Origin of the sequence: Pseudarthrobacter sp. NIBRBAC000502771 (assembly GCF_006517215.1) — a bacterium.
Taxonomy (GTDB): Bacteria; Actinomycetota; Actinomycetes; order Actinomycetales; family Micrococcaceae; genus Arthrobacter; species Arthrobacter niigatensis.
Window position 1 is genome coordinate 3,407,706 of the sequence record NZ_CP041187.1, and the last position, 13,591, is coordinate 3,421,296.

General features: G+C 63.0%; 10 protein-coding genes. 9 read left to right on the forward strand and 1 reads right to left on the reverse strand.

What is annotated here, in order from left to right; all coding sequences use genetic code 11:
• The first annotated feature begins 20 nt into the window (after nucleotides 1–20).
• The 8 genes from NIBR502771_RS15910 (at nucleotide 21) to NIBR502771_RS15945 (ending at nucleotide 10,516) form a co-directional block, all read left to right on the forward strand.
• The gene (locus NIBR502771_RS15910) at nucleotides 21–1,694 is read left to right on the forward strand and encodes an ABC transporter substrate-binding protein (RefSeq protein WP_141160608.1); all 1,674 of its coding nucleotides are present in this window, start codon (nucleotides 21–23) and stop codon (nucleotides 1,692–1,694) included.
• A 121-nt stretch (nucleotides 1,695–1,815) separates the two neighbouring features.
• Nucleotides 1,816–2,793 (forward strand): ABC transporter permease, encoded by a 978-nt coding sequence (locus NIBR502771_RS15915; protein ID WP_141160609.1) that lies wholly within the window; start codon nucleotides 1,816–1,818, stop codon nucleotides 2,791–2,793.
• A gap of 31 nt (nucleotides 2,794–2,824) precedes the next feature.
• Nucleotides 2,825–3,751: an ABC transporter permease gene (locus NIBR502771_RS15920; protein WP_018763807.1), complete on the forward strand. Its 927-nt coding sequence runs from the start codon at nucleotides 2,825–2,827 to the stop codon at nucleotides 3,749–3,751.
• The gene (locus NIBR502771_RS15925; protein ID WP_141160610.1) at nucleotides 3,748–4,701 is read left to right on the forward strand and encodes an ABC transporter ATP-binding protein; all 954 of its coding nucleotides are present in this window, start codon (nucleotides 3,748–3,750) and stop codon (nucleotides 4,699–4,701) included. The genes NIBR502771_RS15920 and NIBR502771_RS15925 overlap by 4 nt, the downstream gene beginning before the upstream one ends.
• The gene (locus tag NIBR502771_RS15930) at nucleotides 4,698–5,771 is read left to right on the forward strand and encodes an ABC transporter ATP-binding protein (protein ID WP_141160611.1); all 1,074 of its coding nucleotides are present in this window, start codon (nucleotides 4,698–4,700) and stop codon (nucleotides 5,769–5,771) included. Before NIBR502771_RS15925 ends, NIBR502771_RS15930 begins: the two co-directional genes overlap by 4 nt.
• Nucleotides 5,772–5,847: 76 nt before the next feature.
• Nucleotides 5,848–7,443, forward strand: coding sequence for a glycoside hydrolase family 32 protein (locus NIBR502771_RS15935; protein ID WP_246839697.1), 1,596 nt, complete (start codon nucleotides 5,848–5,850; stop codon nucleotides 7,441–7,443).
• A 34-nt stretch (nucleotides 7,444–7,477) separates the two neighbouring features.
• Nucleotides 7,478–8,449, forward strand: coding sequence for a carbohydrate kinase (locus tag NIBR502771_RS15940; RefSeq protein ID WP_141160612.1), 972 nt, complete (start codon nucleotides 7,478–7,480; stop codon nucleotides 8,447–8,449).
• Nucleotides 8,450–9,481: 1,032 nt separating this feature from the next.
• The gene (locus NIBR502771_RS15945) at nucleotides 9,482–10,516 is read left to right on the forward strand and encodes a DUF4192 domain-containing protein (RefSeq protein WP_141160613.1); all 1,035 of its coding nucleotides are present in this window, start codon (nucleotides 9,482–9,484) and stop codon (nucleotides 10,514–10,516) included.
• 275 nt (nucleotides 10,517–10,791) lie between these two features.
• Here NIBR502771_RS15945 and NIBR502771_RS15950 read toward each other — a convergent pair.
• Nucleotides 10,792–11,689 (reverse strand): IS5 family transposase gene (locus NIBR502771_RS15950; protein ID WP_141160643.1). Its coding sequence is split into 2 segments (ribosomal slippage): nucleotides 10,792–11,337 and nucleotides 11,339–11,689, totalling 897 coding nucleotides; the frame shifts between segments, so codons are not numbered across the junction.
• Between the two features lie 155 nt (nucleotides 11,690–11,844).
• Here NIBR502771_RS15950 and NIBR502771_RS15955 point away from each other — a divergent pair.
• On the forward strand, nucleotides 11,845–12,822 hold the full coding sequence (locus NIBR502771_RS15955) for an IS481 family transposase (RefSeq protein WP_141160362.1): 978 nt from the start codon (nucleotides 11,845–11,847) through the stop codon (nucleotides 12,820–12,822).
• Nucleotides 12,823–13,591: the final 769 nt, after the last annotated feature.

Below are 13,591 nucleotides of genomic sequence, written 5' to 3' on the forward strand. Positions count from 1 at the left end.
CAGGAAGAGATAACCCCATCATGACACAAACCAGGTTCCTCAAGTCCGCCCGCATTGCCGCGGCCGGACTGGCGGTAGGCGCGATGCTGCTGACCGGCTGCGCCGCCACCGGCAACAAGCCCGGCGGCACCGACGCCGCAGCCAACGCCAGCGCATTCCTCACCATTCCCCGTGAAGACATGGGCACGTTCGTGCAGAACTTCAACCCGTTCGCGCCGACCGTCAACCCCATGGTCCAGCAGTCCATTTACGAGTCCCTCCTGGTCTTCAACCCGGCCAAGGGGAATTCGGTGCCGTGGCTGGCCACCGACTGGAAGGCCGCGGACGATGGTAAGTCCATCACGTTCACCCTACGTGATGGTGTGAAGTGGTCCGACGGGCAGCCTTTCGTTGCCGACGACGTCGCGTACACGTTCGAGCTCCAGAAGAAGCTGAAGGGCGGCTACGAGTATCTCGACGGCGTGACGGCACAAGGCAACAAGGTCACCTTCAACTTCAACAAGCCCTGGTCCCCCGCCCTGTACGACGTAGGCCAGCTCAGCATCCTGCCCAAGCACATCTGGTCCGCGCTGGCCGATCCGGAAAAGGACGCCAACGCCAAACCTGTGGGCACCGGACCGTACACCGAGGTGGACAACTTCCAGGCCCAGTCCTTCGTGCTGAAGAAGAACCCCAACTACTGGCAGCCGGACAAGCAGAAGATTGCCGGCATCAAGATGCTCGCGTTCGCCGGGAACGACGGCGCCAACCTTGCCGCCGCCAACGGCGACGTGGACTGGGCGCCCCAGTACATCCCGAACATCGAAAAGACCTTCGTCTCAAAGGACAAGGACCACCGGCACTACTGGTTCCCTCCGACCGGTGCCATGATCAACTGGCAGCTCAACACCACCAAGGCGCCCTTCAACGATGTTGATGTCCGCAAGGCGCTGAGCATGGCCGTGGACCGGGACCAGGTCACCAAGATCGGCATGAGCGGCTACGCCCAGCCGGCCGACTGCACCGGCCTCTCCGGCAACTACGAGACCTGGAAGAACACCCAGGTCAAGGACAACTGCACGTGGACCAAGCACGAGGTCCAGCAGGCAAACGACCTGCTGGACAAGGCGGGCTACCCCAAGGGCCCCGACGGCAAGCGCACGCTCAAGGACGGCAAACCGTTCGAGTTCAAGATTTCCGTGGGTGCTACCTCGTCCGACTGGCTCTCCGTGGCCAACGTGATCTCCCAGAACCTGGCGGAGGTCGGCGTAACCGCGAAGGTGGACTCCCCGGACTGGGCTGCCGTGGTGGCAGGCTACGAAAAGGGTGATTTCGACTCCGGCATCGTCTGGAGTGCCAACGATCCCAGCCCGTACAAGTACTTCAACACCACCATGGGCTCCGCATCGGTGAAGCCGGTGGGCACCAAGGCCTCCGACAACTACCACCGTTTCGGCGACCCCAAAGCCGATGCCCTGCTGAGCGACTTCGCTGCAGCGACTGACCAGTCCAGGCAAAAGGATATTGCCAACAAGCTACAGGAAGAATACAACGACGTCGCACCAGTAGTGCCGCTGTTCTCCGGCCCGGAATGGGGTGCATACAACGACACCCGCTTCACCGGCTGGCCCACGCAGGACAACCCGTACGCCACCCTCTCGGTTCGCGCACCCACCACCGTTCTGGTGCTGACCAGCCTGGAACCGCGCAAGTAGTCCCCGCCCCTGAGGCCCATCTGGCCCTCAAGGCACCACACGCCCGACGGCCTGGCTCATGCCATCAGCCGGCCGTCGGGCGTACCCACAATCTTGACCACTCCCGAATTGGAGGGAAACCGTGCGCTTCATCCTGCGCCGACTGGGTTTCTACCTGATCGCCTTCTGGGCATCCATCACCCTGAATTTCCTGCTCCCCCGCTTCATGCCCGGGGACCCCGTATCACGCATGTTCGCCCGCTCCCAGGACAGAATGCAGCCCGAACAGCTCGAGGCCCTGCGCAAGCTGCTTGGCGTGGACAACCGGCCCATCTGGGAGCAGTACGCCGGCTACCTCCAGAACATCCTCACCGGACAGATGGGGGTATCGATTACACGCTTCCCCACACCCGTTACCGAAGTCATCTCGTCCCAAATCGGCTGGACCCTCCTGCTTGGCGGGACCGCGCTGGTGATTGCCGCCGTCGTGGGCAACCTGCTGGGCATCCTGGCAGCCTGGCGCCGCGGCAGCGCCCTCGACTCGGCCCTGCCTCCCGTGCTGGTCTTCATTGGATCGTTCCCCTACTTCTGGCTGGCAATGGGCGCCCTGTACCTGTTCGGCGTCGTGCTCGGCTGGTTCCCCATCCGCCACGCGTTCACCGACGGCCTGGAGCCGGCGTTCACTGCGGAGTTCATCGGTGACGTCGCCGCCCACCTCGTGCTCCCGGCGCTGACCATCGTGCTGGTCTCCATCGGTGGCTGGATGTTGGGCATGCGGAACACCATGATTGCCACGAACTCCGAGGACTACATCACCATGGCCGAAGCCAAAGGCCTGCGCCCCGGACGGATCATGCTCCGCTACGCAGCCCGGAACGCGATGCTGCCCTCGGTGACCAGCTTCGGCATGGGCTTGGGCTTCGTCGTCGGCGGCGCCCTCCTGACCGAGGTCGTCTTCGCCTACCCCGGCGTCGGCTACCAGCTCCTCAACGCCGTGCAAGGCCTCGACTACCCGCTTATGCAGGGCCTGTTCCTGACCATCACCGCCGCCGTGCTGCTGGCGAACTTCCTGGTGGACATTCTCTACGTCCGCCTCGACCCCCGCGTGCGCAGCAACTGAGCAGCGCGTACCCGTAACCAAGGGACCGACCATGACCAGCGTTATCCTCCAGCAGCCAACTGAAGCAAAAGCTGCCCGCAAAACCAACCGCGGTTTCATCCACGGACTCATCACCAACAAGAAGGCCATGACCGGCATGGCCATCATGCTCGTCTTCATCGTCCTGGCCTTGGCCGCACCGGTACTGTTCCCGGACGACCCCTCCCGGATCACCGGGATGGCCTCACTGGAACCAGACAGCGAACACTGGCTCGGAACCACCGCCAAGGGCCAGGACGTGCTCGCCCTGACCATCCACGGCGCCCGAAGCTCCCTGCTCGTAGGGCTTACCGTTGGGTTCGCATCCACCTTCATCGGAATCCTCGTTGGCCTGGCATCAGCCTATTTCGGCAAATTCATCGATGAAGCACTCTCACTGTTGACCAACGTCTTCCTCCTCCTTCCCGGCCTGCCGCTGCTCGTCATCCTGGCCGCCTTCCTGCCCCCGGGGCTGGGCACGGTCATTCTGGTCCTCACCGTCACGGGATGGGCCGGATCAGCGCGCGTACTCCGGGCACAGGCCCTGTCCATCCGATCCAAGGACTTCGTCGCTGCCGCCGTCGTCTCCGGTGAGCGCGCCGGCCGCATCATGTTCCGCGAAATCCTGCCGAATATGGCATCGATCGTGATGGGAACACTGCTCGCCTGCGTCATCTATGGCATCGGGGCCCAGGCGGGCCTCGAATTCCTTGGACTGGGTGACGTCAGCACTGTCTCCTGGGGCAACAACCTCTTCTGGGCCGGAAACGAAGGCGCCCTGCTCACCGGAAGCTGGTGGGTCTTTATCCCCTCCGGCCTCTGCATCGCCCTGGTCGCATTCGCCCTGGCCCTCATCAACTACGCCGTTGACGAAGTAACCAACCCCCGGTTGCGGAAGATCCGCAAACCCGCCACCACCGAAAGGGGCGCCGCACAGTGACCGTCTCCCAAACCTCCTTCGGCTCCCATGAACCGGTCCTCGACGTCAAGAACCTCACCGTCAAGTACATCGGTGACTCCCGCTCGACCACGGCCGTGAACGACGTCTCCTTCAGCATCGGCGCCGGCGAGGTCTTCGGGCTGGCCGGCGAATCCGGTTGCGGAAAATCAACCATCGCCAACTCCATCATGCGGCTGCTCAAGGACCCGGCGAAGATCGCCGCCGGCAGCATCTCCTTCGGCGGCAAGGACGTCCTCGCCATGAACCAGGACGAGCTGCGCCGTTTCCGCTGGCAGGACGTCGCCATGGTGTTCCAGTCCGCCATGAACTCGCTGAACCCGGTGCTCACCATAGGGGAACAGATGGCAGACATCTTCACTACCCACGCCGGCTACCCGCGCAAAGAAGCCCTTCGACGCGCAGCACAGCTGCTGGAACTGGTCCGCATGGACCCCGCCCGCCTCAAGTCGTACCCGCATCAACTCTCCGGCGGCATGCGGCAACGCGCCGTCATCGCCATGGCTGTCGCCCTGAAGCCGTCACTGCTGATCCTTGACGAGCCCACCACCGCACTGGACGTGGTGGTGCAACAGGAGATTATGGCCCAGATCAAGGATCTGCAGCGCGAACTGGGCTTCTCCGTCCTCTTCATCACGCACGACATGTCCTTGATGGTCGAACTCTCCCACCGGATGGCGGTCATGTACGGCGGCCGAATCGTAGAGACCGCCAAAGCGCACGACATCTACACCGCCCCAGGGCACCCCTACACCCAAGCCCTCATGGGCGCGTTCCCGCCGCTCACCGGTCCGCGGATCCCGCTTAAGGGCCTGCCCGACGGCGTGAAGTTCCGGAACATCCCGGACCTCGCCGGAATTGCGCCCGGCCATTTCGTGGCACCGTTTGATGCCGACGCCGAAGCCGCCGTCCTTGAAGGAGCAGCACAATGAGCCACGCCGTCCACTCCCCGGCACGGCCGGATGTTTCGTCCCTGACTCCGGCCCTGGAGGTGCGCGGACTTGGTAAGTCCTTCCACATCGGCGGCCTGTTCTCCAGCCAGGCGGTCCGGGCGCTCCACCGTGTCGACCTGACCATCGGCCGCGGAGAGATCGTGGCACTGGTCGGCGAATCCGGTTCAGGCAAGAGCACCCTGGCCCGCTGTGTCGCCCGGCTCGAGAAACCCAGCGAAGGGGCCATCCTGGTCGACGGCGTCGAGGTCCTCAAACGTGACCGCTTCCAGGCCTCACGGGAGTTCCGGTCCCAGCTGCAGATGGTCTTCCAGGACCCCTTTGGCTCATTGAACCCCGCCCACCGAATCGAGCACTTCCTCCGCCGGTCCCTCACCATCCACGGCAAAGGCGGCACCCGCCAGCGCGGTTCCGAAGAGCAGACCAGGCGCCGTCTCGAAGAGCTCATGACCACCGTCGGGCTTCAGGCCGACATGCTCGACTCCTACCCCCATGAGCTCTCCGGCGGGCAACGTCAACGGGTCGCGATCGCACGGGCCCTGGCCGTTGAGCCAAACGTCATCCTCGCCGACGAACCGACTTCCATGCTGGACGTTTCGGTCCGCATCGGCGTGCTGAACCTGATGCGGAAACTGCGCGATGAGCAGGGCATTTCCATGCTCTACATCACCCACGACCTCGCCTCCGCCCGGTACCTGGCGGACCGGACGGCCGTCATGTTCGCCGGCGAAATCGTGGAAGAGGGTGAATCACTGGACCTGCTGGCCAACCCGGCCCACCCCTACACCCAATTGCTCGTCTCAGCCGTCCCCGACCCGGCGCGGGCCGGATCCTACGACCCGATCCACCGCGCCCAGCTCCGGCAAGCCGTCATGGCTTCCGCCAGCTGCGCCTTTGAGAACGACCCGAAGCAGCGCTGCTCATCCGAGGAACCCGTCCGCCACCAGGTGGGCGACTCCCTGAACCGCCACTGGGTCCGCTGCCACCTCTACCGCCCGCGCGCCGGCGCCGGCGGCCATGCATTGGCGACAGAACCGGAGCCTGGAGACTGACGTTCCCGTTTCCACGTCCCAAAACATCAAGATTCACGCCCAGGCAGCACCGACGCTGCCCGCCGAAAGGTAACTGATGGAAAATTCACCCGCCGTATCCCGGCGTGCCCTCCTGAACGGAAGCGGGGCCGTTGTCCTCACCGGATCGCTCGCACTCTCAATGCCCTTCGCCCAGTCAGCGACAGCGGCACCCCCGAATGCTCCCGATACCGCACCGGCCAAGCCGCCCTACAAAGGACCAACCCGCATGCGCCCGACCTATCACTTCAGCGTCCCCGACAACTGGAAGAACGACCCCCAGCGGCCCATCTACATTGACGGCGAATACCACTACTACTACCTCTACAACGCCGATTACCTCCAGGGCGGCGGCGGCACATCGTGGCGCCGTGCCACCACCACCGACCACGTCTCCTTCCGCGACCGTGGCGTGGCCATCCCCAAGTTCAGCAACGGCAACGGTGACTGCTGGTCAGGCTGCCTTGTCATCGACGAACGAAACACTGCCGGCTACGGTGAAAACGCCGTCGTAGCCCTCGTGACCCAGGCACCCCAGGGCCGCCAGGCCCAATACCTCTGGTATTCAACTGACCGTGGGCGTTCGTTCCAACCTGGTGGCACGGCGCCGGTACTTCCAAACCCAGGTGTACAGGACTTCCGCGACCCGAAAGTCATCTGGGACGCCGACCGCGGGCAGTGGTTCATGGTCAACGCCGAAGGGCAGAAGCTCGGCTTCTACACGTCTCCCAACCTGCGTTCCTGGCGGCGGGTCGGCGAATTCGTCCGCACGGACCTGGGGCTGCTGGAGTGCCCGGACCTTTTCCGCATGACCGCCGACGACGGTACTTCGCACTGGATCCTGGGCACCAGCGCCAACGGCAAAGGCCGTGGACTGCCGGCCACTTACGCCTACTGGACAGGAGCCTTCAACGGAATCACGTTCGCTCCCGACCATGCCGAGCCGGAATGGCTGGACTACGGCTATGACTTCTACGGAGCAGTGACCTATCCCCACCACGACGCGTCCGGCGCGGAGGATGCCACCCTGCGCAGGGCGCTTGGCTGGGCGAACTTCTGGGACTACCCCCACAACACCCCCACCCTGGCGACCGACGCGTACAACGGTGATGACATGATCGTGCGCGACATCCGGCTCAAGAAGGCAGACGGAAGCTACCATCTCGTCTCAACCCCCACCACCGGCCTGGCCAACCACATCAAACGCACCCACCACTTGGGGGACGTCAAGGTCACGGGAACCCATGACCTCGATATCAGTTCACCGGCCTATGACCTGACCTGTGAACTTGTATGGGACCCGGCGGCCCCTCCGTCCAACATCGGCCTTGAGATCTGCCGTGCATCCGGTGGCGGCCGGCACGTCGCCGCCGGTGCATTCCTCCGCGGCCCCTTCGCCTACGTCAACCGGCGACCCACCATCAACCCCACTGGCGGGGAAAGCCAAACACCCATCGATCCCTCGGCAGGGCGCCTCACACTCCGCCTCCTGGTGGACCGGACCAGCGTCGAAATGTTCGTCGGAGACGGACGGGTGGTGCACTCACACCGCGTGTTTCCCCTGGAAGGTGACAACAACATCCGGCTCTACGCCAACGATGGAACGGCCACCTTCAGTGACCTCACGATCAACGAGATCAACGCGACGACTTAGCCGCTCCCCACTCAACACTGCCCGAGAGAAAAACATGGATTACCTCAAAGCAGCATGCCCAGACGCCCAGCAGCCTTTTGACGCCCTCGTTGTCGGCGAAGCGTTGATCGATGTGGTCACCACCCAAGACAGCCAGGTTGAGCATCCTGGCGGATCGCCCGCCAATGTCGCCTATGGCCTCGGTCTCCTGGGGGTCACCACCGGATTGCTCACGGCCATTGCACCCGATGACCGGGGAAGAACCATAGAGAACCACCTCCACCGGGCAGGGGTGACACTTCTGCCCGGATCAAAGTCCCTCACCCGCACCCCAACAGCGACCGCAACCCTCGGACCCGACGGATCCGCCGCATACGACTTCGACATCCGCTGGCAGCTCCCAAGAGCAACGCCTGCCTGTTTCCCCCAAATCCTGCACACCGGTTCCATCGCCACCTTCCTCAACCCCGGCGCCGGTGCCGTCAAAACCCTGCTCGAACAAGCCCACAAGCATTGCACCATCACCTACGACCCGAACATCAGGCCATCGCTGCTTGGCAGCCACGCCGAAGCGAAGGCAACCTTCGAAGCAATCGGCGCACTGACCGACGTCGTTAAACTCAGCGACGAGGACGCCCAGTGGCTCTACCCCGCGAAAAGACTGGAAGAAACCGCTCAGCACATCCTCCGCCTCGGCGCCGGGCTGGCGGTGATAACCAAAGGTGCTGCCGGCTCCCAATTCACCTCGCCGTCCGCGAGCATCACCATTCCCGCCGTCAAAGCGACGGTGGCGGACACGATCGGCGCCGGCGACTCCTACATGGCCGCACTGATCCTGGGCCTGCTCACCCGCGGCACCGAGGGCTTTGCCCCCGCCGTCATGGAGCAGCTGGGACGCACAGCAGCCGCAGCAGCGGCCATCACCGTGCAGCGCGCCGGTGCGAACCCGCCCACTCTGGACGAACTGACAGCTGCTGTCGAAGCACACGCCTCCGCATCACCCGCTTTCGCATGCGACCAGGCATAAAAAAACGACCCTGCGGGCAACAAAAGTAAAGGACGCCTCCAACGAACCCGGCGAGAAGGCCTCACCGCCGGCGCCAGCAAATAACGCTGCTGCAGGAAAGAAACACGTCCACGCTGTGTGGTGCATCATCTGGGGACGGCACGGCTAGAAGTTCCCGCGCCTATCTCGTCCGGCGCGGTATCAAAATGAGGGCCCTTCATGTCGTCCCGCTCCCCGGCGAATGCATAGATGTGGGCCACCGCCGGCCCACCAAACATAACCTGAACGAGGAAGGTCCAGACCCCCGCTCACGGCAGGTGGACCAGAGCGACGATACTCAAACTATCTGACACGTTAAAGCAAAAAGCCCCTCTGACGAGGGGATCTGCTGTGCCCGAGGTGGGACTCGAACTACATTCTCGCCCTTACAAATAATGGGAACGCGCGAAAACATGCGGAAACGGAGGCAGTCCGACAGCAATAAGACTGAATTCGAAGCGATGTGTGTGGACAATGTACACACCCAGTTCGGGCCCCTTCAGAAACTCAAATCCAACGACCGCACCCTGAAGAAGGAGTGCGATTCTTCTTTGTCCTCACAGCTTCGACACTCACTCCGGCCCTCATTTTCTTGCCCGCGACACCCGGGGACACGGGACCTGAATCTATCTGTGTGCAGCAGACCAACGTGGACAAGGGCGCAGAGCCGCGATGCTCACGCCATCCCGAACCGGCCTTATCGCGCCCAGTCATGCCGCTCGGGTCTTGGCCGCCGATGGACAAGCAGAAGTACGAACTGCTTGTCATTCTGATGTGCCCCATGATCGCTGGGCGGCCCCTCCGCGCAACCAGGGCGCTACCGCGCCGACCCCGGAGCCGAAATCTTCCCAGGCCAGAGCCGGTTCGCTCCGGGACGAAGTTTTCGTCCCCGGCGCCGGTCCCCCAGGTTGCACTCCGGCCCCTCAACCCAGCGGATGGTCCCCTATCAGAACGACGCGCAGGATCAATAACCGCAGAAGAACAGTCAATTCGAGGGTGAAAGAAGCAGGGATCATGGAAAAGCTCACCATCAAGACACCATCAGACGTCCTCAGCTTCATCGGACACACCCTCGGCTTCTGGCCACAGGAAAGCCTGGTCTGCATCACCATGCACGAGAACAGTATCGGCGCGACCCTCCGCATCGACCTCCCACACCAACCGGGGCAGGAACTCGCCTACGCCCGCACCGTCGCCCACTACCTCACCAGCGATACCACGGCCACATCCGTTCTCTTCGCCGTCTACACCAGCGAAACCACCCAAGCCGGTTCGCTGCGGCCGCAGGCCAGCACCATTGCCGCGCTCACCGGCGTCCTCGCCGAGCAGGGCATCACCATCCGGGACGGGCTCTTCGTCGGCGATGACACCTTCTCCCCCTACGACGGCGAACCCGGCACCAGCATCCCCCTGCCCGTCAGCTCCACTCAGACCAGTGCCATCAACGCCGAATTCATCTACCGCGGCAGCTTCGTCGAACCCACCGACCAGATCACCCTCCCCAGCAGCAACCAGGCAGAGACCAAAGCGGCCGCCGTCGAACACCACATGGAGAACATCCAGGCCCAGCCGACCGAGGCCGCGCTCCTTCAGGGCCGGAAACTCTGGGCCGACATGCTCGATTCACAAGACTTCCCCGCCGATGACGACTGCCACGCCCTCGTCGCCAACCTGCAGTTCCCCGCAATTCGCGATCGGCTCATCGCAGACATACCAGGAATGGACGAACCCATGCAGCAGGTCCTCTTCGCCCAAACCGAACAGGCCCCGAAATGGTCACGCATCGAATGGGCACAACAACTCCTCCTGCACGCCTACACCCGCACCTCCCCCGAACACGCAGCACCAGTCCTAACAGCCATCGGCTACATCAACTGGTGGGAAGGCAAAGGCAGCAAAGCCCACCAATTCCTCCAACTCGCCCTCGACACCGACCCCGCCTACCGCCTCGCCCGCCTCAGCGACCAAATGATCGGCTCCGGCATCGTCGCCGGCTGGAACATGAACAAAAACACGGCCTACACAGCCCTACCGTTCGACCTGCCGTAGTTCTTGTCCCCGCTCAGCAGGGGCAATGCACTTCCCTCGACTAGTTACACGGCCAGGGGATTCTCCCCACCGCTATGTCGACGGCCCGCCATGTCTCCACCATCCAGCCAACGAGCAGATTGGGTTGACGGAAGGTCAATTATCGGGGGACTGTCCGATTTTCGGTGGATCCACGGTTGGCATTTAGTTGATTCTTCCGTCGAAAGTGATGGCGAAGGCGTTGAGCGCCGGCTTCCATCGTGTGGCCCATCGTGCCCTGCCTTTGCCTGTGGGGTCTAGGGCGTGTCTCCTAAAGCTGTTAGCCAGATGCTGATTGCCCGAAGAACCGCTCCTCCGCGGTAGGTGAGGGCGAGTTTGTCGTAGCGTGTTGCCAAGGCACGCCATTGCTTGAAGACGTTGAAGTTCCGTTCGACGACGTTCCGGCCTTTGTAATCCTCTTTGTCGAAGGCCGGGGGCCGGCCACCGGAGGAGCCGCGTCGCTTCCGGTGGCCGATCTGGTCGGAAGGCTGCGGGATGACAGCAATAATGCCGCGGTCGCGGAGGTGGGTTCGGATCGCTCGAGAGGAGTAGGCCTTGTCACCGCGGACACGGTCCGGGCGGGTTCTGGGTCTGCCCTGACCGGCCCGGTTGATCTTCAGCTGGTTCATGAGGTGGGCGAACATCGGCGCGTCCCCGCCCTGGCCCGGGGCGACCAGCAGAACCAAGGGCCTGCCTTGGCCATCAACCAAGGCGTGAATCTTGGTGCTCAGTCCGCCCCGGGACCGCCCAACCGCATGATCGTCCGGCTCAGCAAACAGATTCATGTAATTCGAGCCGGCCCCCTGTGGTGCGCGGCAGGTTGGTGCCGTGCTGGTGGGCACGGTTCACCGTCGAATCGACCGAGACCGACCAATCCACTTCACCCTGAGAGTCCGCGACCGTCAGCAGTGCAGCCAGGATGCTGTCCCACGTTCCGTCACCGCTATAGCGGCGGTGACGCTTCCAAATGGTCTGCCACGGACCGAACTCGGCAGGCACATCCCGCCACGCGATCCCGCACCGATACCGGTAAATGATGCCCTCGACCACGCGCCGGTCGTCCCGAAAAGGACGACCCCGACGACCATCAGAGGACGGCAACAACGGCTGGATGCGGGCCCACTGCCCATCAGTCAAAACAGAAGTACGCGACACCCATCAAGCATCCCGCCTAAACCAACCCAGGTTTAGGAGACACGCCCTAGGTGTAATTCCCACGGAGGTTGTGAACAGCGTGGCGTGATGTAAAAGGCGAGGGCCTCCGGTATCGATTTGGGTTACCACACTCAATCCGACGCCAGGAGGCCCTCGTGTCCTACGTTACCCATGCCAACGCCGACCTGACACCTAAGGCCCGGGCAAAGCTCGCCCGTCTGGTCATTGAGCAGGGCTGGACGCTTCGCCGGGCTGCCGAACGGTTTCAGTGCTCGCCGGCAACGGTCAAGAAATGGGTGGATCGGTACCGGAGTTCAGGCGAGTCCGGAATGGCTGATGCATCCTCGCGACCCCGACGGAGTCCTCACCGCACACCCGTGCGTACCGAACGGCGGATTGTGGCGTTGCGCTTCAGCCGGCGGTGGGGACCGCACCGGATAGCGGCCCACTTGCACTTAGCCCGCTCCACCGTGGGGAAAGTCCTGACCAGGTACCGGATGCCCCGGCTGGCCTGCCTCGATCAAGGCACCGGCTTGCCCGTCCGAAAGCCTGCACCACAGCGCTATGAACACGAGAACCCCGGGGATCTTGTCCACGTGGATATTAAGAAGCTTGGCCGCATCCCGGACGGCGGCGGACACCGCGCGCTGGGACGGGCCAGGGGCAGGAAGAACCGCAAAGACGGAACCGGTTACGCCTATCTGCACCACGCAGTGGACGATCACACCAGGCTGGCGTACTCGGAGGTTCTCGCTGACGAAAAGAAGGAAACGGCAGCCGCTTTCTGGATCCGTGCGGCTGCGTTCTTCGCCGCCCATGGCATCAGTATCAAGGCCGTACTCACTGACAACGGGTCCTGCTACCGCTCAAGGGTCTTCGCAGCAGCCCTGGGCCCCCACATTAAGCACCGGCGGACCCGCCCCTACCGGCCCCAAACCAACGGCAAGGTAGAACGCTTCAACCGCACCCTCACCAGCGAATGGGCCTACTCCAAGGCCTACACCTCAGAAGCCGAGCGAGCCGCCACCTACCAAGACTGGCTACACCACTACAATCACCACAGAACCCACACCGGCATCGGAGACCAGACCCCCATCAGCCGCGTTCACAACCTCCGTGGGAATTACACCTAGGTCACATGCGCGCCAACTGCCCGGAATGACACTTCCGCGTTTCACGTAGCCAACCTGACTCATACTCCACAAAAAGCCGGATATCTCGGAGCAACACAGGTAAGAATCCCAAGTGCCTGAGCCGGTTTGGTCGTTGCGTCTAGTCAACGATCAGACCGGCTTAACGATCAGACCGGCTCGGGTCTTGGTAGATAGACCCATAGCGGAAAGGTGGGCCACGACCTGAAAACTTCCTAGCGGAAGCTTTTTGGCCACCTGCTCGTCACACGTCACGGAAAGTCTTGTGCCTTCACCGGGAGCGAGGGTGGGTAACAGCCCGCTCTTTCCGTATGAGTGCCAGCCCGAACCCAACTGTCGGCCCTCATTATTAAAGATCCGGCCGTGGACGTACTCTGTGTCCAGCTCAGTCGGGGTCCAGGGAATGTCCGAATCATTCTGGAGCACCACCTCCAGATTGGGCATTGAACCGCGTCCGTACTCAAAGCTCTCTCGATCCCAGTACAACCGGAGCCCTTGACGGCGACTTTCCCGGCCTGGGACCGGGAGGCAGTCCAACGGCGCGGCCAGCGACCAGCCATCTTCAAGATGAGCCAGTTGAACCAGTACCCAGCGCCCGGGTTCAACAACTGAAGGTGCACCTAGGATCAGAACCTCCTCAGCCCACGACTCCCGCACTGAACCCACGACTCTCCAACCTGCGGAAGGAAAGTCGCTTCCTGCGTTCGGTGGAAGACCGCTGTTTGTGCCTGTAGGAACGCGCCCGGAGACT

Bases quoted from the DNA above. Each gene is read 5' to 3' on its own strand.
- NIBR502771_RS15910 (WP_141160608.1), top strand. From the start codon at position 21: ATGACACAAACCAGGTTCCTCAAGTCCGCCCGCATTGCCGCGGCCGGA.
- NIBR502771_RS15920 (WP_018763807.1), top strand. From the start codon at position 2,825: ATGACCAGCGTTATCCTCCAGCAGCCAACTGAAGCAAAAGCTGCCCGC.
- NIBR502771_RS15930 (WP_141160611.1), top strand. From the start codon at position 4,698: ATGAGCCACGCCGTCCACTCCCCGGCACGGCCGGATGTTTCGTCCCTG.
- NIBR502771_RS15935 (WP_246839697.1), top strand. From the start codon at position 5,848: ATGGAAAATTCACCCGCCGTATCCCGGCGTGCCCTCCTGAACGGAAGC.
- NIBR502771_RS15940 (WP_141160612.1), top strand. From the start codon at position 7,478: ATGGATTACCTCAAAGCAGCATGCCCAGACGCCCAGCAGCCTTTTGAC.
- NIBR502771_RS15945 (WP_141160613.1), top strand. From the start codon at position 9,482: ATGGAAAAGCTCACCATCAAGACACCATCAGACGTCCTCAGCTTCATC.